The following is a 23,583-nucleotide window of genomic DNA, read 5'->3' as shown; positions in this document are numbered from 1 at the left end:
TCCTGCTAAGGCTGTCGTACAAAGGGAGTCGTGGGGCCGTTACACATCTACATCGGCCAGGTTGCCTTTTTCCTCCAGCCAGGCCCGGCGCTGCGCCGACTCACCCTTGCCCATCAACATATCAAACATGTCGACTGTCGCTTCCATACCCAGATCACCATAACTCACCGCCACCAAACGACGCGTGTCGGGATTCATGGTGGTTTCCCATAACTGTTCGGCGCTCATCTCGCCCAGACCCTTGAAGCGGCTGATACTCCAAACCCCCTCACGTATGCCTTCTGCGCGCAATTTGTCTTGCACCGCTTCCAGCTCGCCATGATCAAGACAATACAGTTTACGAGCGGTACGCTTGCCTTGAGCGGGTACATCGACACGAAATAGCGGTGGCCTCGCCACGTAAACATTCCCCGCCTCGACCAGGCGGGGGAAATGGCGGAAGAACAAGGTAAGCAGCAACACTTGAATATGCGAGCCGTCGACGTCGGCATCCGACAAAATACAGACCCGCCCATAACGCAAACCCGACAAATCCACCTGATCGCCAGGGCCGTGGGGGTCGACCCCGATTGCCACGGAAATATCGTGGATTTCGTTATTGGCAAATAACCGGTCGCGGTCAACTTCCCACGAGTTCAAAACCTTGCCTCGCAAAGGCAAAATAGCCTGGAAGGTTTTGTCGCGCCCCATTTTTGCAGACCCGCCGGCCGAGTCGCCCTCGACCAGGAACAACTCAGTGCGTTCAGGATCGTTGGATTCACAATCGGTTAGCTTACCTGGTAGAACGGCAACGCCCGAACTTTTACGCTTCTCGACTTTCTGGGCCGAACGCGCACGGGCCTGGGCCTGACGAATGGCACTTTCGGCCAATTTCTTGCCGGCCTCTACATCGGCATGCAGCGTTAACTCCAGTGCGTTTTTTACATAGGCGCTTACCAGCCGCACGGCATCACGACTATTCAGGCGTTCCTTGATCTGCCCCTGAAACTGAGGGTCGAGAACTTTTGCCGACAGTACGAAGCTGGCTCGCGCAAAAACATCTTCCGGCAACAGCTTCACCCCTTTCGGAATCAAGCTATGCAGTTCAGCAAATGACTTCACCGCATTGAATAAACCATCGCGCAGCCCTGCCTCATGCGTGCCGCCCGCCGGTGTTGGGATCAAATTTACATAGGATTCACGCACCACAGGGCCTTCAGTCGACCAGACAACGGCCCAGTGCGCCCCCTCTCCCTCGGAAAATGCATCGTCGCCCGCCTCGGCGTACCGCTTGCCTTCAAACAGAGGCACAATCCGTTCGGCTTCGCCCAACGCCTCATTCAAATAGCCTTTCAATCCGTCGTCATATTGCCATTCGCGCGTTTCCCCGGTTTTTTCAATAGTCAGCGAAACTTTGACACCACTAAGCAATACTGCCTTGCTGCGTAACGAATGCACCAGGTCGGCAGCGGGAATGACGGCGGAATCGAAATACTTGGGATTGGGCCATACGCGCACGCGAGTGCCCGAACGGCGCTTGCCTACCGAACCTTGCAGCGTCAGGGGTTCAACCACATCACCATTCTGGAACGCCAGCCGATGCGCCTGAGCATCACGCCAAACGTCCACCTCAAGACGAGTCGATAACGCATTCGTGACCGATACGCCGACTCCGTGCAACCCGCCTGAAAAGGCATAGGCACCGCCCGCTTTCTTGTCGAACTTGCCACCGGCGTGCAAGCGCGTGAAAACAATTTCCACCACCGGCACCTGCTCTTCTGGATGCAGACCAACCGGAATACCCCGGCCGTCGTCTTCAACCGAAATACTGCCGTCGGTATGCAACGTGACACTGATTTTGCCGCCGAACCCTGCCAGCGCCTCATCGGCCGCGTTATCAATCACTTCCTGAATGATATGTAGTGGATTTTCGGTGCGCGTATACATGCCCGGCCGCTGCCGTACCGGCTCCAGGCCTTTCAGAACCTTGATGGACCCTTCGTCGTACTGTGGTGCGTTCGCCAAATGACCCCCTGAGATCGAACAAATGAAAAAACCGTATTTTGCCTGACTTCGCGCGACTCAGTAGTCAGGTAAAGCGGGCTAATGTTATGCTTAGTATAGTTTTTTCAGTAACCTGAACTTTTTCTCACATCATGAGTGACCTCATCAAAACCGTAACCGATGCCAATTTTGAAGCCGAAGTGCTTCAATCCGATGTACCCGTCCTGGTCGATTATTGGGCTGCCTGGTGCGGCCCGTGCAAAATGATTGCACCGCTGCTCGACGAAGCTGCACAAACCTTTCAGGGTCGTGTTACTATCGCGAAACTGAATGTCGACGAAAACCCCGACGTCCCCGCCAAATATGGCGTACGCGGCATCCCAACGCTCATGCTGTTCAAAAACGGCGAAGCAGCGGTTACCAAGGTAGGGGCCATGTCAAAGTCGCAACTGAACAGCTTTCTTGAAGAAGCTCTGTAAACCACCTTTTAATTTTGTCTTGCGCGCAGGCCTGTCTAGGCCTGCCATCAACGCATAACTTCCCTTCCCTTTTCTCTCCATGCATCTCACCGAACTTAAAGCACTGCATATTTCGCAGTTGCTCGAAATGGCCGCCAGTCTGGATATCGACAATGCCAGCCGTTTACGCAAACAGGAAATCATGTTTGCCATCATGAAACGGCGCGCCAAGCAAGGCGAACAGATTTTCGGCGATGGCGTTCTTGAAGTGTTGCCCGACGGCTTTGGCTTCTTGCGCTCGCCTGAAACTTCGTACCTGGCCAGCACCGACGACATCTATATCTCCCCCTCCCAGATACGGCGTTTCAACCTGCATACGGGCGATTCCATTGAAGGTGAGGTGCGCACACCAAAAGACGGCGAACGCTATTTTGCCTTGGTAAAGGTCGACAAGGTTAACGGAATGCAGCCCGAGGCCATCAAACACCGCATTATGTTTGAGAACCTCACGCCGCTGCACCCGAACCAGGTCATGACGCTGGAACGCGACATTAAAAGCGAAGAGAACATTACAGGGCGTATTCTGGATATCTTCGCACCTATGGGGAAAGGCCAGCGCGCGCTGATTGTGGCCAGCCCCAAATCAGGTAAAACGGTCATGATGCAGCACATTGCCCATGCCATCACCACGAACTACCCGGAAGCCTACGTTATTGTGCTGCTGGTCGACGAGCGCCCGGAAGAAGTGACCGAAATGCAACGCACCGTTCGCGGTGAGGTTGTGGCTTCCACCTTCGACGAACCTGCAACCCGCCACGTTCAAGTAGCCGAAATGGTCATCGAAAAAGCCAAGCGGCTGGTTGAACTCAAAAAAGACGTGGTCATTCTGCTCGACTCCATCACCCGTCTGGCCCGTGCCTACAACACCGTTGTGCCGTCATCAGGCAAAGTACTTACCGGTGGTGTCGATGCCAACGCCCTGCAACGGCCCAAACGCTTTTTCGGTGCGGCACGTAACCTGGAAGAAGGTGGCTCATTAACCATTATTGGCACGGCCCTTATTGAAACCGGCAGCCGCATGGACGAAGTCATTTACGAAGAATTCAAAGGCACAGGCAACTCTGAAGTGCATCTGGAACGTCGCCTGGCTGAAAAACGGGTGTACCCGGCCATCAACCTGAATAAATCGGGTACCCGTCGAGAAGAATTGCTGATCAAGCCCGATCTTTTACAAAAAGTGTGGGTGTTGCGCAAGTTCATTCACGATATGGACGAAGTGGCAGCCATGGAATTCATCCTGGACAAAATCCGCGCAACCAAAAACAACGCGGACTTCTTCGAGATGATGAAAAAGTAAGATCATCTCAACCCACACAAGCCTCTCAAATGAGAGGCTTGGTGCATCATGGCCCGGCCATAACGGGCCAGATAAAACAATTTTCTTTAGCCACTGTGCCGGTATTCTCGTGGCCGGCACAAAACTACAGAGCAAAAACGAATGAAACTACCCAGTCTTAATCAGTACCTGGAGCAGCTCCAGGTACGCGACCCCCACCAGCCTGAATTCATGCAAGCCGTTAAAGAAGTCATGGCGTCACTGTGGCCATTCATCGAACAAAACCCGCAGTATGCGGAACAAGGCCTATTGAATCGCATTGTGGAACCAGAACGCGTTATTCAGTTTCGTGTTTCCTGGGTGAACGACAAGGGCGAAGTACAAACCAACCGCGCTTTCCGTGTTCAGCATAGCTCGGCTATTGGCCCTTACAAAGGCGGTATGCGTTTTCACCCTTCGGTGAACCTATCCATTCTGAAGTTCCTGGCGTTCGAGCAGACCTTCAAAAACGCCCTTACCACATTGCCCATGGGGGCCGGTAAAGGTGGGTCCGACTTCAACCCGAAAGGCAAGTCAGACGGCGAGGTCATGCGTTTTTGTCAGGCACTTATTTTTGAACTGTACCGCCACCTGGGGCCAGATACCGACGTACCGGCAGGTGATATCGGTGTGGGCGCTCGCGAAGTAGGCTACATGACCGGCATGATGAAGAAACTGTCGAACTCAGCTGCCAGCGTCTTTACCGGTAAGGGGCTGTCGTTCGGCGGCAGCTTGATCCGCCCAGAAGCCACGGGATACGGCACGGTGTACTTTGCAGAAGAAATGCTCAAGCATGCCGGGCGCTCGCTCGACGGCATGACCGTTTCGGTTTCCGGTTCGGGCAATGTGGCGCAATATGCCATTGAAAAATGCATGCAAATCGGCGCCAAAGTCATTACCGTTTCCGACTCCGACGGCTGTGTTGTCGACCCTGCCGGCTTCACCCCGGAAAAACTGGCACTGTTGATGGATATTAAAAACAACCGTCGTGAACGGTTGGTTACCTATGCCAAAGAGCTGAACCTGACATACGAGCAAGGTAAACGCCCCTGGCATGTTCCAGTCGAAGTCGCCATGCCCTGCGCCACCCAGAATGAACTGGAAATCGACGATGCCAAGACACTGATCAATAATGGGGTACGCTGCATTTCTGAAGGCGCAAACATGCCCACCACCATTGATGCCGCCGAATGCTTTATTAAAGCAGGCGTGCTGTATGCGCCTGGCAAAGCCAGTAACGCAGGCGGTGTGGCCGTTTCAGGCCTTGAAATGAGCCAGAATTCGGCACGGTTGTCGTGGACACGTGAAGACGTTGACGCCAAGTTGCATGCCATTATGCGTGACATTCATCAGAATTGCGTGCGTTATGGCCAGCAGGGTGACAAAGTGAACTATGTCGACGGGGCCAACATCGCAGGCTTCGTAAAAGTGGCCGATGCGATGCTGCAACAAGGCGTTTACTGACACCAAGGAATGCACGTGACTAAACAGATTGGGTTGGCCGGTGGTTCATAACACCACCAGAAGGCCAACCCCTTCTTATTTCAGCTCACGCAACTGTGGATCGGCCCAGGTTCCGGAAACATCATAATGAACCGTCATCGCCTTGCTAAGCGGTGCTTTCAAAAGCCATTGCGTTAGGAACGCCCCGACACCCACAATCGGATTAATAATACCTGCGGCCACCGAGGCCCCGCTCATATCCAGGTTAGGCACCACCATCGCCTGTAAATCAAGCGTTTCATTCACCACATTGACGTCGCCACCCAGGCTGATTGTGCCTACTGCGCTATTTACGCGAAAGTTATTGGTACTCATCACGCCACTTTGAATTTGTATGGAGCCTTCCAGTAAATCAAACGGAAACCCTTGCGCAAACGCCCCTTCGGGATTCGCGTCGAATGAAAGAATCCGCTGCAAAGACTGCAATGACAGTAACTCCAAAACACGTGCCGACCTTGAGTTCACGGAGCTTAAACGCCCTTTCTCCAACTTAACGTTCAACTGCCCCTGCAAGTCAGACTTCTGAAAACGCCACGGCAGATTATTCCAGGTGAGTGTGCCTTCGACATAACCATGGCCGCCGGTTACCGCCCGCTTCAATCCCACATGATCAAGAAACCGCCCCAGGTCCTGGACCGCCAAAGAGGCATTCAGCGACAAGCCCCGGTTGCCGCCGTCCAGCCGCCAGGCGCCTTTCCCGTTTAGCGTTGCACCGGTATTTTTAATTTCCAATTGATCAATATTCAGAACGCGGCCGGCGCCCGAGGCGGAACCATTGAGTGTCACGGCGCCCACACTTTCGCCGTACACCACCAGATCGTCCACCACCAGATTAAGTGACGGTATTTTGAAGTCTTCGAATCGTGATTCAGACGGCGGCTTGATTTCAGTCGTTGGTTCCGGGGCATCCGGGTTCCCTAACGCCAGCCGGGCAAACTTACCCTCAAGTGAAGCCGGTTTGCCCAAGATAGGTTCCCGCCACCATAACGTACCGGCAGTCTGGCTGGAACTGATATCCACTCGCCATCCATCGGGTTGCCTAAGCGGCGACAACGTTAACGTTGCCTTGGTCAAGTCAACATCCTGTACACGCAAGCGATCAGACTGAATACGAACTTGATTGAGTGCCGGCAACAAGCCTGGGGACGCTGAGGCTTCCTGAGACGGGGAACCCATCAAGGCCAGCCAGGCGTCCAGATCCAACGCCGGATACCGAACGTCAATACTCATTCCGACATCAGGAAGCGCCAGTGGTTGATTCAACGCTATCACTGCACGGTTGAAATATGCTCCTTTCACGGCTGGATCACGGCGCATGTCCATGCGAATGTCGCTACCGATACGCACCTGCAACTGAGCCCGCCCTTGCCCCAGCGGCGCCCACCTAGCCTCAAGCTCCTTGCTTTCATCGGCAAATTTGCCTAAAGGACTAGGCAAGTCAATACGCATGCCCTTCAGGTTCGACGTTAAGGCGATATCGTAACGCCCGGCCGGCGTACGCTCGACCGCAACCCGATAGGCAGCCCGCCCCTCCAGGCCCACGTCATTACTTAACCCGGCGAAACGGGCAATGGCTTGAGAGCTTGCTTCGCCTGCAATCACAAGGTTCTTATTATCACCGCCCAGCCCCCCCGAAATGGCTAGTACGCCTCCCAAAGCAGTTGCTTTGACACCCTGCGAACGAATGCCGGTATCGGAAAAATCAAGCTGGCCGTTCACTCCCGACATAACCGGCATAACGGAATCTAGTTGGAAGGTTCCGCCATTGAACACGACGGACCCCGACACGGTTGTTTTATCGGTATCGTAAAGTGGCACATTCAACCATAAAGGCACATTCCAGACACCGTCGGCGCGTGCCTCGTCCAAAGCATTGTCCAGCAGTCCACCCAGCGGCGAATGTCGGTTTAACGCCAGATAAGCGGTGGCCGGCGCCGATGACTGCCCCTCAATCGACAATATGGCGTTGTCTTCAATATTGGGGATACGTGCCAACACCCGATTAAGAGTGATAGCAGGGCCGTCGCCCGGTATTACGCTACCCGCATTTGCCTGAACACGGAGATCAACCCCGGTTAACGATGCCAAGCCGTTCAAACCCTCCAGGCGCGGCCACCCCTGACTATCGGGTGTTGACGGCACATAATCGATAATGGCGTCCTTGAGCGGGCCTCCCACATAAAAGTACCCTTTTTCAGGCGCATCGCCGAATGGAAAAGCAGCCAGATCACCACGCAATACAAACCCGGCCCCCAACAACTGGCCCTGCACCAAGCCGGTAGACATCCAGTCGCGTGCATCGGCATCCACTTCCAGCGGCAGATAACGATGAATGGCGCTCAAGCTTGCCCGGGCAAAGCGACCCTGCGTTTCCACCGCCCCCAATGACAGGGCCGGATCGTCATGCCAATGCCCCTCAAAGGAGACATCCATATCGGCATTGACGATGCGGGCGACATGTAAATCAAGCTGCTTTAGCGCGCCCTGTTCGTGGCTTAGCTTTCCACCCAACCGGATATCATCGAAAGCCAGTGGGTTGCTGAAGATCGACGGCATGTCAACATCCATGGCTTGCAAACGAACGCCAAAAGCCAACTGCGTTGCCTCCGTGCTCTGCGCTGCGCCGCTATGGAGAGGAAGCTCGCCCTGTGCAAAAACACGCATATCGTCTACTTTGATTTCGGCGTTTTCAGCACCGCTCCACTGGGCGTTCATGACTTTTGCGTCAAGCGTCACCCGCGGTGCCTGATTACGCTGCGCCTCCACCCAGGCCTGCGTCGACACCATGGCACTTTGCAGCGCTATTGGCACGTCAGCCCACGGCGCCCAGGCCACAGAATTCATGTTTTGCATGTCTGCATAAGCCCGAGCCTTCCAGGCGGGCAATGAGCCCGCCTGCGCCGACATTGCGGCAGTCGTTAAGTCTTGTTCGAACTGCAGCTCAACCAATAATTCTGCTGAATGCATCAAAGCCTGTGCGCCGGCTCGCATACGCGCCTGATAGGTGCGGCCATCCCCCTCGAACTGAATATAAACGTTTTCCAATGACAAAACCGGGGCATTGCGCAACTCGTCTTTCCAATGCACCGTTGCCTGCGTCAGGACGAGCGACTTCTGGCCCAGTAACCATTGCAGCGCCGGGGGCGACGTTTTATCGTTATTATCGCCATCAAATATATCAATCTCGTGCCCAAGCACCCAAAAATTATTTTGCGGATCGCGGCGCACGTCCAGTTCCAGGCCTTGGGCCTGCAAGGTGGAAAACTGAACCTGCCCACGCAACAACGCGAGCCAACTCAGTTGGGCACGCACGCGGGGCAGGCTAAGCACCGGGTCATTGCTATTATCGTGAATACGCAAACCGGTTATGTCGAAGCTGGGATTCAGGCCTTTCCAATCGGCCCGCAACCGCTCCAGGGAAACCTCTCCCCCCATCGTCTGCGATAGTTGCTGCTCAATTGCGGAACGCCAGGTATCAATGTTAGGCAATATCCCGTAGCGCAAAACGAGAATGGCCGACGCCAAAGCGAGATAAATGAACAGGGCCAGCCAACCCAGCCGGCGTAGTATTTTAGGAAACGAACGCACGAAATCCCTGATTAACCTAACAACATGACAAGCGCGTTTTGCGGTATCTTGTTCGACTTATACCCGAATTTTCTGGTTGCGTCTTACACGTTTTAGCATGAACCACACTACGCCGATACAAACTGCTTCCCGTTGGTCGGGGGCACTGCGACGAAAGCTCGCAGGCAGCCCCGAGTTTGAAACCTGGCTTGAACAAGCCGCCCAAGAACCGGTTACGCCCACCCGCATCGACCAATGGTTTCTGGATGCCATACAGGCCGATTCAGCCGAGGCCATTGTACCGCTTGATACGCTGCGCAAAGCGCTGCGCGAAATCCGTAGCCAGGTGTTTTACACCATCCTTGTGCGCGACCTGGCAAAACTGGCCGATCTCAAAGAAGTCGTTAAAGCCATGTCGTATTTGGCCGACCTGGCGATTGCGCAAGCCTATCGCACGGTCGCAACGGAACTGGCTGAAATTCATGGCACACCGATTGACCCTAGCACCGGGAAACCCCAGGAAATGCTCATCCTGGCGATGGGGAAACTGGGCGGACGTGAACTCAATGTCTCGTCTGATATCGACCTCATTATGCTGTACGGTGAGGAAGGCGAAACGGGCGGGCGGCGCAAAATCAGCCATCACGAATTCTATGGGCGCGTAACACAACGGATGATGCCCATTCTTTCGGAACCCGATCAGTATGGCGTCGTTTTTCGCACCGACCTGCGCTTGCGCCCCGACGGCGACTCGGGTCCTTTGGCCTGGAGCCTGGACGCACTGGAAAATTATTTGGTCACCCAGGGACGGGAATGGGAGCGCTATGCCTGGCTTAAAGCCCGCGTTGTGCCTGCCAAAGCGTTTGACGACAGTGATCCGAAACCCCAGCGCGCGCAATTGGAAGCACTGCGTCGCCCATTTGTCTACCGCAAATATTTTGATTTCGATGCGTTGTCGTCGCTGCGCGCATTGCGCGAACGCATTCGGGAAGACTGGAACCGCCGCGCCACCCGGCGCAACGGTATCGACGCCAAACACAATATCAAACTGGGCGATGGCGGAATCCGGGAAATTGAGTTTGTGGTGCAACTGAATCAGCTTATCCGAGGCGGCCGCACGCCTTCGCTGCAAAAACGCAATCTGCTGAAAGCCTTGAAGCAACAATTCTCAGCCGGGATCATTGAAGAAACGTTGTCGCGTCGCCTCGAAGAAGCATACTTGTTTTTGCGTCGAACAGAGCACCTTCTTCAATACCGTGAAGACGAACAAACGCACTTGTTGCCACACAATCCCGAATTACGTGAAGAACTTGCCTTTGCCATGGGCATGGCCAGTTCCGAGTTCGAGGAAACGCTGAATGCACACCGGGCGTTCGTCAATGGCACTTTCCGCAACGCCTTTCGCCTCGCGGGGATGGGAGAGTCGCAGGAAGAGGAAAACGACAACCCCACCATGGATACCAGCCCCGACGAGCTGGAAGACGAGGTCAAAGCCTATTTTGGTGAGGCCAGTGAATCCGTTGCGCAACGCATTCAGGCTTTGATGAAAAGCCATCGTATCCGCAGCCTGCCCACCAGCAGCCGCAAACGCGTTAAAACCCTGCTGCCTGCCATGCTGGAAACGGCGCATCGAACCAGCAACCCCGAACAAACCGCCATTCGTCTATGCGACTTAGTGGAACAAATCGCGCAGCGCAGCCCGTATCTGGCCTTGCTTGCCGAGTACCCCGAAACGCTTGCACGGGTTGCCCGAATTATTGGCGCCAGCCCCTGGGCGGCGCAATACCTGCGTCAATACCCACTTCTGCTCGACAGCCTGATCGAATGGCATTCGCTCATGGATCCGCCCAATTTCAACGAACTGGCACAACAGTTACGCAGCGAGCTCGACGCCTGCCTGCTGCCGTCGGGCCAACCCGACGTTGAACAGCAAATGAATTTAATGCGCGATTTGCAGCGTCAGATCAGTTTTCAATTACTGGCACAAGACCTGGGCGGTGTATTAAGCGTTGAAAAGCTGGCCGACCAACTATCGGCGCTGGCCGATATGTTGTTGAACGAAACCATCGAGCGTGTATGGCCCATGGTGCAACCCAAAGAACAGCGCCACCAGCCCGTCCCTCCCCATCACTTCGCCGTCATTGCCTACGGCCGCCTGGGTGGCAAAGAACTTGGTTATGCATCCGACCTCGATCTGGTGTTCCTATACGACGACGAGCGCGAAGACGCCGCCGAAACCTACGCGAAGCTGGGGCGACGAATGGCCTCGTGGCTTTCCACCATGACATCATCCGGCCGTCTGTACGAAATTGACCTGCGCTTGCGACCCGACGGCGATGCCGGTGTATTGGCGGTTTCCGTTGATGCATTCGAACAATATCAGCTTACCCACGCCTGGCCCTGGGAGCATCAGGCCATCACCCGGGCCCGCTTTGCCGCCGGTGACCCCGGCGTTGGGGAACGCTTCGAGGCCACGCGTCGTAAAGTATTGCTGCTGGAGCGCGACCCTGCCACGCTTTATAAAAATGTGAAGGAAATGCGCAGCAAAATCGCGGCCGGCCATCCAAACCGCAGTGAACTGTTCGACCTGAAACATGACCGGGGCGGCATGGTGGATATTGAGTTTATTACGCAATACCTGGTGCTCAGCCACGCCCGCGAACACCCTGTATTACTGGAAAACCTGGGCAACATCACCCTGCTGAAACTGGCTTCCGAGGCAAAGCTTATTCCGGCCGCACTTGCCCGGGAAGTCTCTGATGCATACCGGGTCTTTCGCAAAGCGCAACATAGCTTGCGTTTGCAGGGTGCCGAAGCCGCCCGGGTTTCCCAGGATGAGTTCGTGGTTGAACGCGATGCGGTCATTGCACTTTGGAATACGGTCTTACCGGATTAAAATACGCTTTATGAGTGATTACAAACGCCCCCAACTTCAGCTACCCGACAACCGCAGGAAAGTGCTGTTGCATTCGTGCTGCGCGCCCTGTTCGGGCGAAGTCATGGAAGCCATGACTGCCTCGGGTATCGAATACAGTATTTTCTTCTACAACCCGAATATTCACCCCGACCGTGAATACGAGATTCGCAAAAACGAGAATATCCGCTTTGCTGAAGAACACAACATCGAGTTCATCGACGCCGATTACGACCGCGACAATTGGTTCGAGCGCGTGAAAGGGCTGGAAAATGAACCCGAACGCGGCGAACGCTGCACGGTCTGTTTCGATATGCGTTTCGAACGCACCGCGCTTTATGCACACGAGAACGGGTTCGATACCATTACCAGTTCGTTGGGCATTTCACGCTGGAAAGACATGAATCAAATTAATGGTTGTGGCGAGCGTGCCGCCGCCCGCTACCCTGACCTGGCCTACTGGACTTACAACTGGCGCAAAGGCGGCGGGTCGGCCCGCATGATCGAAATCAGCAAGCGGGAAAACTTTTATCAGCAAGAATACTGCGGCTGCATTTACTCACTGCGCGACACCAATCGTCATCGTCGAGCACAAGGGCGCGAAGCCATTGAAATCGGTGTGAAGTTCTACGGGCGAGAAGAAACGCTATAGAAAAAGGCCCGCTTCTTTAAGCGGGCCTTGTTTCCTTTACTGCAATGTCCGTTCAAACACGAACTTGTCGTCGCGCCAATCCACGGGAATGACATCTTTGGGGCCGAAACGGCCTTCCAGAATCAACTTGGCGACCGGGTTTTCAATATGCTGCTGAATAGCCCGCTTCAACGGACGGGCGCCAAATACAGGGTCGAATCCCGCATGCGCCAGTTGCGCCAGTGCAGCATCAGACACTTCGAGCCGCATTTCGTGCTGTGCCAAACGCGCCTGCAAACGCTGGATCTGAATGCGGGCAATAGACTCAATATGCTTGGCCTCTAATCCGTGGAACACGACCACTTCATCAATACGGTTCAGGAACTCGGGACGGAACGAGGTCTTCAATTCTTCCCACACGACTTCCTTCACCACCTCGTAGGGTTGCCCCGCCATACTTTGGATATGATGCGAACCAAGGTTCGATGTCATCACAATCACCGTATTGCGAAAATCCACAGTACGACCCTGGCCGTCGGTCAGGCGACCGTCGTCAAGCACCTGCAAAAGCACATTGAAGACATCCGGATGCGCCTTTTCCACTTCATCCAGCAAAATCACGCTATATGGCTTACGACGTACAGCCTCGGTTAAATAACCACCCTCTTCGTAACCCACATACCCCGGCGGCGCACCAATCAACCGTGCCACCGAGTGCTTTTCCATAAATTCGCTCATATCGATCCGAATCATATGGTCTTCGGAGTCGAACAAGAAATCAGCCAGTGCTTTGGTCAACTCGGTTTTGCCGACGCCGGTGGGGCCAAGGAACAGGAATGAGCCATAGGGCCGTGCAGGGTCGGCCAGCCCGGCGCGGGAGCGGCGGATAGCGTCGGCCACGAGGCTCACCGCTTCGTCCTGCCCTACGACGCGGCGATGCAGATGGCTTTCCATACCAAGCAACTTCTCCCGTTCGCCCTGCATCATTTTTGACACCGGAATACCGGTTGCGCGCGACACCACTTCAGCAATTTCTTCAGCACCCACTTCCGTGCGCAGCAAACGCGGCTTGTCGGACTTCTCCTGCTCTTCGCCACTTCCTGCTTCCGCCGCCTTCAGGCGCGCTTCAAGCTCGGGCAATTTCCCGTACTGAAGTTCAGCCAGCTTATCAAACTGACCTTTGCGTTGCAGCTCGGCCATCTCGGCACGGGTGCGCTCAATTTCTTCCTTCACCGATTGTGAACCCTGAACAGCGGCTTTCTCCGACTTCCAGATTTCCTCGTAGTCGTTATATTCGCGCTGCAATTTCTCCAGTTCATCTTCAATGACTTTCAAACGACGCATGGAGCCTTCATCAGTTTCCTTCTTCACCGCCTCGCGCTCGATTTTCAGCTGAATAATGCGACGATCCAGCTTATCCATCACTTCCGGTTTGGAGTCGATCTCCATACGGATACGCGCGGCCGCCTCATCAATCAGGTCGATAGCCTTGTCCGGCAGGAAACGGTCGGTAATGTAGCGATGTGACAACTCGGCCGCCGCCACAATGGCCGGATCGGTGATCGCCACGCCGTGGTGAAGCTCATAGCGTTCTTGCAAACCGCGCAAAATAGCAATGGTGGACTCGACATCAGGCTCGTCTACCAGCACTTTCTGGAAACGACGCTCAAGGGCGGCATCTTTCTCAATATATTTGCGGTATTCGTCCAACGTGGTAGCACCAATGCAATGCAACTCGCCGCGCGACAGCGCCGGCTTCAGCATATTGCCGGCATCCATGGCGCCTTCGGCCTTACCGGCTCCCACCATAGTGTGCAACTCATCGATAAAGACAATAATGCCGCCCTGATCTTGCGACAGCTCTTTCAACACCGCTTTCAGGCGTTCCTCGAATTCACCACGATACTTGGCGCCGGCCAGCAATGCAGCCAGATCCAGTGATAGCACCCGCTTGCCCTTCAGTGTTTCAGGCACTTCATTATTGATAATCCGCTGGGCAAGGCCTTCCACAATCGCCGTTTTACCCACCCCCGGCTCACCAATCAACACAGGGTTGTTCTTCGTGCGACGCTGCAGAATCTGGATAGTGCGACGGATTTCGTCATCGCGGCCGATCACCGGATCCAGCTTCCCCTCACGCGCGCGCTCGGTTAAATCGGTCGTATATTTCGACAAAGCCTCACGGTTCGACTCCCCTTCCGGATCGCCCACCGTGGCACCACCGCGCACCGCCTCAATGGCGGTTTCCAAAGGTTTGCGTTGCGCGCCCGCTTCACGCAGCAAGCGGCCGGCTTCACATTTGTCGTCGACCAACACCAGCAAAAAAAGCTCGCTGGCAATATAGGCGTCGCCGCGGTTCGAGGCTTCTTTATCAGTGCGTGCGAGAACCGATTGCAGCTCCCGCCCAATTTGCACATTCCCTGCCGAACCGGGCACTTGCGCCAAGGACTTGATGGCAGAGCTAACCGCCGGCGCCAGTCGATTCACCGCCACGCCCGCTCGCGCCAGCAAACTCCCCGCCCCGCTGTCTGTGTCCGCCAGCAAAGCCGACAGCAAGTGCAACGGGTCGATATACTGATTATCGTTCTGAATTGCAAGACTTTGCGCATCGGCAAGGGCTTGCTGAAATTTGGTTGTTAGTTTGTCGAATCGCATAGTCTTCTTTCAAAATTAAGGCTGAGCATTTGCTCGAATAGTGATTAAATAAGGCCGCAGCGCAGCATTTCAAGATGTGAAAAATGGATAAATTCAAACAACTGGAAAGTTTTGTGTCGGTCGCGACACTGGGAAGCCTTTCGGCCGCAGCCCGGGCCGAGGGGGTTGCCCCCACAATGATGGGGCGCCGCATGGATGCGCTGGAAAAACGGCTGGGAGTGAAATTGCTGGTGCGTTCGACTCGGCGTTTGTCGCTGACCACGGAAGGCACTGCCTTCCTGGACAAGGCCCAATCCATTCTGAAAGAACTGACCGAAGCCGAGAGCCAGGTGGCGCAAGGCAGCGCCCGCCCCAGTGGCGAACTGCGCATTAGCGCGCCTGCGGGGTTTGGTCGGCGCCACATCGCCCCGCTGGTACCGGCTTTTTTGCAACGCTATCCCGAAATCAACATTACGCTCGACCTGACCGACCGACTGGTCGACCTGATTGAAGAACGTTACGATTGCGCCATTCGAATCGGCGACCTGGATGACTCGCAGTTCATCGGGATGCGCCTGGCAGATAACCGCCGCATCATTGTGGCCTCGCCCCATTACCTCAAACACTTTGGCCGCCCCCGTACCCCCGACGACCTGATCCAGCACAATTGTCTGTCGTTCGGCAGCCAGGGAAATCAGTCGAAAGGGTGGTTGCTTCAACACAACGGTAAAGTGAGGGCGTACAGGGTCAAAGGTACTCTTACCAGTACCGACGGGTCGGTTTTGCTGGAATGGGCGCTGGCCGGTTGTGGGTTGGCATGGCGATCGCTGTGGGAGGTACGGCAAGAAATTGAAGCAGGCCGTCTTGTAAGTGTGCTCGATGAGTACGCCGCTCCCCCAAATGGTATTTTTGCCATTCTTACAGAACGCAAACATCAACCCCGACGCCTGCGGGTCTTCGTGGAAATGCTGAAAAATACCTACGCCCAGCCCAGCTATTGGGATGGGCACTAGGCCGTTCATACCAATCACATTTGATGCGAAGATAATTTGCATAAGGTGTCAATCGTTACACAAACATGTACAATTGCCGTCAGGTCGTTCCATAAGCTTTTTGCACCGTCATATAAGCCCCCCTCTTTACACGGCCCGCCCAGGCGCCACGATGTCTATGCAGAAACGAATTCCTCTGACACCAGACTCAAGCCGTTGCTCAACCTGTATGTTGAACAACCTATGCCTGCCCGTGGGCATGTCAACCATTGATATCAGCCGTTTCGAAGAAGTAGTACAGGAACGTTTACGCATTCCAAAAGGCGAAAGCCTGTTCGAAGCGGGCGATCGCGCCGACGCCATTTTCGGCATTCGGGTGGGGTCACTCAAAACACAACTGGAAGACGCTTCGGGCCATGTGCAGGTAACGGGCTTTCTGTTACCAGGGGAAATTGCCGGGCTCGACGGCTTTTTGGAAGGCCGGCAGTTATCCCATGCGGTTGCACTGGAAGATACCGAAGTGTGCGTTGCACGCGTGGATGAAATCGACCGCGTCGCGGCGCACATCCCGTCACTGCAGCAACAGTTACGGCGTCTGACCAGCACGGAAATGAAGCGCTCGCACCAGTTGGTCGTATCACTGGGCGTTTTACGCTCCGAACAACGCCTTGCCGCCTTTCTGGTGAATATGTCACAACGGCTATCCATCCTGGGTTATTCCTCGTCTGAATTCATTCTGCGCATGAGCCGGGAAGAAATCGGCAATTATTTAGGTCTGACACTGGAAACAGTCAGCCGACTGTTCTCCCGTTTCGCACGTGAAAACCTCATCCGCATTCACCAACGCGAAGTCAAATTGCTCGACCTGCCCGCGCTGCGCGATTTAGCCGGCACCGACTGCGGGTAGCCCACCCTGTCACTCAACGATCAGGCAACTGATCGACCCCTTCCGCCGGGGCCATGTACAACGTCAGCGCACTCGACAACGCAGTCATAATCCAGAATAGAAAGAAGCCTGCTGTGTACACAACCTCGCGGCTAAAATGCATCGAGCCGAACACGGCAATATCCAGCGGATCAATTAATGCAAATACCGTGGCACTGCCCGCCCCCGCAAATAAAAACGAGGGCCACAGTATCCACATTAGCGAATAACGGCTCATGGTGATTGTCTCCTGTTATGGGCTGCCGTCTCGGCAGACGTGTTTTTAGCGTCCATCTCCGGCAACGGCGCATCTTGTATTTTTTGCACGACCAAACCTTTACGCTGCCCACCATCGTGAATCGCTTGATCACTGTAATAATGCACTGCCAGTACAATCGTTACCGCGCAGCCCACCAAGGTAATAAACGGGCCGGCCATCAAAATCCAGGGCCAGGGCTCTTTCCACCAGGGGCGCGTGTCAGTATGGTTGGAATCTTGTTTCATTGTGGGACATAAAAACTGGTTTGCTCAACAAGCTGCGCGCCTGATCCAGAGACCGACTCGGCACTGACGACAAACGAAATACTGTGCACGCCGGGGCCGGCCTGGTCTGCAGGCAAGCGCACCAACACAGGCACCAACCGATGGCTGCCACCCTCTATTTCAATTGTGCCGGTGGGTTCACCTGTGGCAGCCAGCAATTCAAGCCCCGGTAAGCCGTCGGCACGCAATGTAACGGCAAGCGCCTCATCATCCGTGTTCATAATCTGCAAGCGATAAACATTCTCGATTAAATTGCCTGGAATTTCACGACCCAGACTGCCGCGGTCGCGAATGATATCCATTTTCAGAGTTTCGCGGGTGAGCAACGAGAAAGCGAATCCTGCTGCAATAACCGCCATCAGCCCCATATAAAACAGCACACGCGGCCGCAAAACCCGCTTGCGTGCTTGCGACTGGGTAAGGTCTTCTGTTATGGCGGCGCCCGAGGTATAGCGAATCAGGCCTTTCGGGTAACCCACCTTGTCCATCACCTGATCACAAGCGTCGACACAGGCGCCGCAACCGATGCACATGTACTGCAAGCCATCGCGAATATCAATACCCGTTGGGCAAACCTGAACACACAAGGTGCAATCAACGCAATCACCCATGCCCGCTTCTTTATGATCAATTTGTCGTGAACGCCCCCCTCTGGGTTCACCCCGCTTGTAGTCATAAGTCACGACAAAGGTGTCGTCATCGACCATTACACTTTGAAAGCGCGCATACGGGCACATGTATTTGCAAACCGCCTCGCGCATGAATCCTGCGTTACCCCATGTGGCAAAAGCATAGAACAGCATCCAGAACCACTGCCATGGACCAAGCGAGAAAGCGACCAAATCGGCGCCTAACGCACGGATAGGCGCGAAATAGCCAATAAAAGTAAAACCTGTCCAAAAGGCAATAACAATCCAAACGACATGTTTGGCCGCTTTCAACCGAAATTTACGCCACGACCAGGGTTGACCGTCGAGTCGAATACGCGCCAGACGATCACCTTCAATTTTGCGCTCAACCCACATGAAAATTTCGGTATAAACCGTTTGCGGACACGCATAGCCACAAAACAATCGCCCGGCAATGGCGGTAAACAAAAATAGGGCAAATGCCGACAAAACAAGCAAGACGGCCAAATACACGACGTCTTGCGGCCACAGCACCATGCCGAAGATATAAAATTTACGGGCGCCCAAATCGAACAGCACCGCCTGGCGGTCGCCCCAGGTTAACCAGGGCAGCCCATAAAAAATGGCCTGTGTGAACAGCACCATAATGACGCGCCAGCGGGCATAAAGCCCCGTCACCGCGCGCGGATAAACCTTGCTGCGAACATCGGTAAGCGCTTTCTCGACCTGTGGTGAAACCCCACCCCGACGCGGCGCGGGCGCCACCTTGGGAGGCTGCCACGCGGGCGCAGCGCCCTGACCCGTCTGGATCAGGTCCTCCGACTGAGCAATAGGTTTCTTATCCATGTGCGCTCCTGCTTGAAAACGCGACGATATACAGCCTGGTTAACGAGGAGAGTTTGATCGCCCCCATACCCAGGCCGCCAACATACGAATCTGTTCAGGCGTCAGCACGCCCTCTTGAGCCGGCATCTGGTTATCGCGACCATTCAAAATGGTTTTCACAATCACATCGGCCGAACTACCATAAAGCCAGACGTCGTCGGTAAGATTTGGCGCGCCCAGCGCCTGGTTACCCTTGCCGTCAACACCGTGGCAAGCCACGCAATTATTCTCGAAACCTTGCTTTCCCCTTACGACCTGCAAAGGATCACTGGCCAGGCCCGAGAGTGAACGAACATATTGCGCGATATCCGCTGCCTGATTCGCACTGACTTGTGCGCTCATGGGCGGCATCACTCCATGACGCCCTTTGGTAATGGACGTCATGATTTGGTCGGGCGAACCACCATAAAGCCAATCTTTATCAGTTAAGTTCGGAAAACTGACCGATCCGCGCGCATCCGACCCATGACATTGCGCACAGTTATTCAGGAATAAACGCTCACCAATCTGCCGGGCCTGCGGGTCGGCCGCGACCTGCTCAATAGGCATGGCCTCGTAACGCGCGTAGAACGGACGAATACGTTCAGACAATGCTTCCTGCGACTGCTTAACCTCCTGAGCTGTGGAGTAATTCAAAATCCCGTTAAAAATTCCCAGGCCGGGATACAAAACCAAATAACCCACGCTAAAAACACATAAGGCCAGATAAAAAACGGTCCACCAGCGCGGCACGGGATTGTTCAACTCCATGAGATTGCCATCCCACACATGCCCGGTGTTCTTGGCCTCTTTCACTTCCTTACCCAGCCAACGACGCTGGGTAAACAGCAACCAGACACAGAAAATAATTCCCGCCGCCGTCATGATGGCAATGAAATAAGCCCAAAAACTGCTCACGAAATCAGTCATGAGAATCCCCTTTTTCTTGCGTGCCAGGTGCCTTTTTCTTGTCGTTGCTCAGATTGTCTTCATCCGGCTGCATAAACGGCAGCATGGAAGCGTCTTTGTTGGCTTTCTTGCGGCCTTTTGAGAACGCCCACACCACAATGGCAAGAAAAGTGATCAACGCAACGAGCGTGACAATACCGTTAACAATACCCATAGCTATCGACTCCCTTCTGCAACAGCGCGGGCCGCAGCTTCACGCCCGGCCACACCCAGACTTTGCAAATACATCACCAGGGCATCTTCCTCGGTTCGACCTTGCAATTGCTCCGGGGCTTGTGCAATTTGCTCGTCGGTATAAGGCACACCAATCGCCCTTAGAGCACGCATGCGAGCCTGCACATCCACACCGTCGACCGAGTTATGTTGAAGCCAGGGATAAGCCGGCATGTTTGATTCGGGTACCAGGTCGCGCGGATTGCGCAAGTGAATACGGTGCCATTCGTCGGAGTAACGGCCGCCGACACGGGCCAGATCGGGCCCGGTGCGTTTAGAGCCCCATAAAAACGGATGGTCGTACACAAACTCACCGGCTAACGAGTAAGGGCCGTATCGTTGCACTTCCGATTGCAGCATACGAATCTGTTGCGAATGACACCCCACACACCCTTCACGAATATAGATATCGCGCCCAACCAGTTGAAGCGCTTCGTAGGGCTCGACCCCTTCCGTCGGTTCCGTTGTGGAATGCTGAAAGTAAAGCGGCACAATCTGCACCAGGCCGGCAAAGCTCACCACCAGAATACTGGCAATAATGAGCAAGCCGATATTGGTTTCCAGTGTTTCGTGACTGAAAAATTTTTTCTTTTGGTTGGCCATTCATCTACTCCTTAAGCCGACACCGGGCCTGGCACAGGTTTATCGGAGGGTGGCCCCACAAGCTCCGGCTGGGTGCTGTCGGGGTTATACAAATAAACCACCGGGTTGGGCTTGTCCTGCCCCTGCAACGTCTTCCAGGTGTTCCAGGCCATAACCAGCATGCCGGCCAGAAAGAAGAATCCACCGAGCAAACGAATGGCGTACAACGGGTACGTTGCCTGCAGTGCTTCAACAAAGCTGTAAACCAGGGTGCCGTCTTCAGCCGTGGCGCGCCACATTAACCCCTGCATGACACCGGCAACCCACATTGAGGCGATATACAGCACCACCCCGATCGTGGCCAGCCAAAAATGCAGCTCAACCTGTTTGGGACTGGCCATTTCCGAGCGGCCATACAAACGTGGAATCATGTAGTAGAAGGAACCAAAAATAGTCATCGCAACCCAACCGAGCGCACCCACGTGCACGTGCCCCACTGTCCAGTCGGTGTAATGTGACAAGGCATTCACCGTACGGATCGACAGCATTGAGCCCTCAAAAGTCGCCATGCCGTAGAAAGACAAGCCTGTGACCAGGAACTTCAAAATGGTATCGGTACGCAAGCGGTGCCATGCACCTGATACGGTCATGATGCCGTTAATCATGCCGCCCCATGACGGTGCCAGCAAAATCAAGGAAAAGATCATGCCCAGTGCCTGGGTCCAGTCGGGCAAAGAGGTGTAATGCAAATGGTGCGGGCCGGCCCACATATAGGTAAAGGCCAGCGCCCAGAAATGCACAATAGACAGGCGATAAGAATAGATTGGCCGGTTCGCCTGCTTGGGCACGAAGTAATACATCATGCCCAGGAAGCTGGTGGTAAGGAAAAACCCCACCGCATTATGCCCATACCACCACTGCACCATGGCATCTTGCACGCCTGAATAGACGGAATACGATTTCCACATGGAAACCGGAATTTCAATGTTGTTGAAAATATGCAGGATGGCGATGGTTAGGATATACGAACCAAAAAACCAATTGGCCACGTAAATGTGCTTTACCCGGCGTTTAAAGATGGTGCCGAAGAACACGACGGCGTAAGCCACCCAAACCAGTGTGATCAGAATATCAATCGGCCATTCGTATTCGGCATACTCTTTGGTGCTGGTATAACCCAGAGGCAAGGTTAAAAAACCGGCCAGCAAACAAACTTGCCAACCCCAAAACGTAAAGGCCGCCAGCTTATCGGAAAACAAACGCACCTGACAGGTTCGCTGCACCACGTAGTACGAGGTTGCAAACAAAGCCGTACCGCCGAAGGCAAAAATCACGGTATTGGTATGAACCGGGCGCAAACGCCCGTAACTAAGCCACGGCGTATTGAAATTCAAATCGGGCCAGATCAACTGTGCCGCGATAAGAACGCCTACTGCCATGCCCACAACCCCCCACACAATGGTCATGACGGTAAATTGCCTGACCACCCCATAGTTGAAGGTTTCTGGCTGCTTATCCCGCGTGCCGGAATTGCCCATAAAAATCCCCTAAAACAAAAAACACATGATTAATTTCTAACTTTTTGTCGGCTTGACTTGTTTATTCGCTGCTATCACGTCGTGCTTCTTTCTCTGCGTCCCGCTCTTGCATCTTGGGTTCCGGCGTATCGTTATCCTCCAGAATTGATCGCGCCGCCTCGTCGGTATCTTCAAACTGCCCTGAAAAAATGGCCCACCAAAAAGCGGCACCGATTAACACGACCAATATGAGCGAAATAGGTAACAATAAATACAGCGCCCCCATTGGCCTAACCCTGAACGGCCCGGCCCACCCACACGCCGGCCAGTTCACGGGATTGTCGGCGATACAAACGCAAAGCATTTGCCGCTACGGCAAGCGACGACACCAGCATGGTGATCGCCGCCAACCAGGGTTGCACATAACCCAATGCCGCTAAAGGTGTAAGCAATAAGTGCCATATCATGGAACCATACAAATTCTGATGCGCTACCCGCGTTGTGTCTTTGGATAATTGCTCAAGGCGACGGGAAGACACTTGCTGACGCTTATACAAACTGGCATGCGCAGCGGCAATAGCCGTGGGCACCGACATTGCCAAGGCACACGGGCAACTGATTACCAGCAAAGCAACCGTCACCGCTACGGCATGTTCCGGTGCGAAAACAAACCAATATGCCCCCGCCAGCGCGGCCAAAGTAAGTTGCGCAACGGTAAACCAAAGCGCGATACGGTCGGCCCCCGCCGACAAAGCATGGCGTAATGACTGAATATTTTCATGAAAAGCGCCGTGCGCCATGGTTTGTTGCGCGCAAAACTCCAAGTAGCGTGCCGTGAGCAGGAAAGCTACAAACATAGTGACCGACTCAAAATACACTTCACCGTGGTTAACCCAGGTAGCGTAAACGCTGGGAATAAACGCCGCCGAAATACCCAGTGCAACGGGGACATCCATGGTAATAACACGTGAACGGGAGCGGCCCAGTGCTCCTTTCCAAACCGGCCATGCGCAATACAAAATGACGGGTACCGTAAGAACCAGACTTAACCAATTCAGCAACACAATGGCGTCATCGAGGAATAATTGATTTTCGACTGACATAGGTTGATTGCGTAAATAGCCTGGGAACGCAAACATCATGACCTGCATCATGCCCAACCACGCCAAACCCAATCGTGCCACCATGTGGCGTCGTGCATTTCGGTCGGCCGGTGCCATGGCGACCGGAGGGGCGAATAAGGACATTACGGACATGACAAAACTGTACCTGATAGTAAGCTTT

General features: G+C 54.4%; 19 protein-coding genes. 7 read left to right on the top strand and 12 right to left on the bottom strand.

Features of this window, described 5'->3' with window-relative positions; translation table 11 throughout:
* Positions 1–39: 39 nt before the first annotated feature.
* Positions 40–2,004 carry a DNA topoisomerase IV subunit B gene (locus tag G9Q38_RS09230; protein WP_166130216.1) on the bottom strand — a complete coding sequence of 655 codons (1,965 nt, stop codon included), beginning with the start codon at positions 2,002–2,004 and terminating at the stop codon, positions 40–42.
* 131 nt (positions 2,005–2,135) lie between these two features.
* Here G9Q38_RS09230 and trxA point away from each other — a divergent pair, with 131 nt between their 5' ends.
* The 3 genes from trxA to gdhA all read left to right on the top strand — a co-directional run bounded on the left by trxA (position 2,136) and on the right by gdhA (position 5,280).
* The gene (gene trxA / locus G9Q38_RS09225) at positions 2,136–2,462 is read left to right on the top strand and encodes a thioredoxin TrxA (protein ID WP_114420529.1); all 327 of its coding nucleotides are present in this window, start codon (positions 2,136–2,138) and stop codon (positions 2,460–2,462) included.
* A gap of 79 nt (positions 2,463–2,541) precedes the next feature.
* The gene (rho, locus tag G9Q38_RS09220) at positions 2,542–3,798 is read left to right on the top strand and encodes a transcription termination factor Rho (protein WP_166130213.1); all 1,257 of its coding nucleotides are present in this window, start codon (positions 2,542–2,544) and stop codon (positions 3,796–3,798) included.
* Positions 3,799–3,939: 141 nt separating this feature from the next.
* The gene (gdhA, locus tag G9Q38_RS09215; protein ID WP_166130210.1) at positions 3,940–5,280 is read left to right on the top strand and encodes an NADP-specific glutamate dehydrogenase; all 1,341 of its coding nucleotides are present in this window, start codon (positions 3,940–3,942) and stop codon (positions 5,278–5,280) included.
* Positions 5,281–5,355: 75 nt separating this feature from the next.
* Here gdhA and G9Q38_RS09210 read toward each other — a convergent pair whose 3' ends face one another.
* Positions 5,356–8,907, bottom strand: a complete 3,552-nt coding sequence (locus G9Q38_RS09210) for a YhdP family protein (protein WP_166130207.1) — start codon at positions 8,905–8,907, stop codon at positions 5,356–5,358.
* A 97-nt stretch (positions 8,908–9,004) separates the two neighbouring features.
* On the opposite strand from G9Q38_RS09210, the gene glnE reads away from it, so the two are divergent.
* Positions 9,005–11,782, top strand: a complete 2,778-nt coding sequence (gene glnE / locus G9Q38_RS09205) for a bifunctional [glutamate--ammonia ligase]-adenylyl-L-tyrosine phosphorylase/[glutamate--ammonia-ligase] adenylyltransferase (protein WP_166130204.1) — start codon at positions 9,005–9,007, stop codon at positions 11,780–11,782.
* Between the two features lie 10 nt (positions 11,783–11,792).
* A complete protein-coding gene (locus G9Q38_RS09200; RefSeq protein WP_114420524.1) occupies positions 11,793–12,452 on the top strand; it encodes an epoxyqueuosine reductase QueH in 660 nt (219 codons plus the stop codon).
* A 36-nt stretch (positions 12,453–12,488) separates the two neighbouring features.
* On the opposite strand, the gene clpB is transcribed toward G9Q38_RS09200, so the two are convergent.
* Positions 12,489–15,086 (bottom strand): ATP-dependent chaperone ClpB, encoded by a 2,598-nt coding sequence (gene clpB, locus G9Q38_RS09195; RefSeq protein WP_166130202.1) that lies wholly within the window; start codon positions 15,084–15,086, stop codon positions 12,489–12,491.
* Positions 15,087–15,169: 83 nt separating this feature from the next.
* On the opposite strand from clpB, the gene G9Q38_RS09190 reads away from it, so the two are divergent.
* Both G9Q38_RS09190 and G9Q38_RS09185 read left to right on the top strand, forming a co-directional pair.
* Positions 15,170–16,078, top strand: a complete 909-nt coding sequence (locus tag G9Q38_RS09190) for a LysR family transcriptional regulator (RefSeq protein WP_166130199.1) — start codon at positions 15,170–15,172, stop codon at positions 16,076–16,078.
* Between the two features lie 157 nt (positions 16,079–16,235).
* Positions 16,236–16,964: a helix-turn-helix domain-containing protein gene (locus tag G9Q38_RS09185; protein ID WP_166132362.1), complete on the top strand. Its 729-nt coding sequence runs from the start codon at positions 16,236–16,238 to the stop codon at positions 16,962–16,964.
* Between the two features lie 13 nt (positions 16,965–16,977).
* Here G9Q38_RS09185 and G9Q38_RS09180 read toward each other — a convergent pair whose 3' ends face one another.
* From G9Q38_RS09180 to G9Q38_RS09140, 9 genes are all read right to left on the bottom strand, one after another.
* Positions 16,978–17,220, bottom strand: a complete 243-nt coding sequence (locus tag G9Q38_RS09180; protein ID WP_114421940.1) for a hypothetical protein — start codon at positions 17,218–17,220, stop codon at positions 16,978–16,980.
* Positions 17,217–17,486 carry a hypothetical protein gene (locus G9Q38_RS09175; protein ID WP_166130196.1) on the bottom strand — a complete coding sequence of 90 codons (270 nt, stop codon included), beginning with the start codon at positions 17,484–17,486 and terminating at the stop codon, positions 17,217–17,219. Before G9Q38_RS09175 ends, G9Q38_RS09180 begins: the two co-directional genes overlap by 4 nt.
* Positions 17,483–19,000 carry a cytochrome c oxidase accessory protein CcoG gene (gene ccoG / locus G9Q38_RS09170; protein WP_166130194.1) on the bottom strand — a complete coding sequence of 506 codons (1,518 nt, stop codon included), beginning with the start codon at positions 18,998–19,000 and terminating at the stop codon, positions 17,483–17,485. The genes G9Q38_RS09175 and ccoG overlap by 4 nt, the downstream gene beginning before the upstream one ends.
* Before the next feature lie 39 nt (positions 19,001–19,039).
* Positions 19,040–19,948, bottom strand: a complete 909-nt coding sequence (ccoP, locus tag G9Q38_RS09165) for a cytochrome-c oxidase, cbb3-type subunit III (protein WP_166130191.1) — start codon at positions 19,946–19,948, stop codon at positions 19,040–19,042.
* Complete coding sequence (locus tag G9Q38_RS09160) at positions 19,941–20,141, bottom strand: cbb3-type cytochrome oxidase subunit 3 (RefSeq protein ID WP_166130188.1); 201 nt, start codon at positions 20,139–20,141, stop codon at positions 19,941–19,943. The genes ccoP and G9Q38_RS09160 overlap by 8 nt, the downstream gene beginning before the upstream one ends.
* A gap of 2 nt (positions 20,142–20,143) precedes the next feature.
* Positions 20,144–20,803, bottom strand: a complete 660-nt coding sequence (gene ccoO, locus G9Q38_RS09155; RefSeq protein WP_166130186.1) for a cytochrome-c oxidase, cbb3-type subunit II — start codon at positions 20,801–20,803, stop codon at positions 20,144–20,146.
* An 11-nt stretch (positions 20,804–20,814) separates the two neighbouring features.
* The gene (gene ccoN / locus G9Q38_RS09150; RefSeq protein ID WP_166130183.1) at positions 20,815–22,320 is read right to left on the bottom strand and encodes a cytochrome-c oxidase, cbb3-type subunit I; all 1,506 of its coding nucleotides are present in this window, start codon (positions 22,318–22,320) and stop codon (positions 20,815–20,817) included.
* A gap of 61 nt (positions 22,321–22,381) precedes the next feature.
* Entirely contained in the window at positions 22,382–22,585 is a 204-nt protein-coding gene (gene ccoS, locus G9Q38_RS09145; protein WP_166130180.1) for a cbb3-type cytochrome oxidase assembly protein CcoS, read from the bottom strand.
* Positions 22,586–22,589: 4 nt separating this feature from the next.
* On the bottom strand, positions 22,590–23,555 hold the full coding sequence (locus G9Q38_RS09140) for a P-type ATPase actuator domain-containing protein (protein WP_166130177.1): 966 nt from the start codon (positions 23,553–23,555) through the stop codon (positions 22,590–22,592).
* Positions 23,556–23,583: the final 28 nt, after the last annotated feature.

The organism is Pusillimonas sp. DMV24BSW_D (genome assembly GCF_011388195.1).
Lineage (GTDB): Bacteria > Pseudomonadota > Gammaproteobacteria > Burkholderiales > Burkholderiaceae_B > Neopusillimonas > Neopusillimonas aestuarii.
Note: the sequence above shows the minus strand (reverse complement) of the source record. Positions and strands in the feature narration are given on the sequence as shown.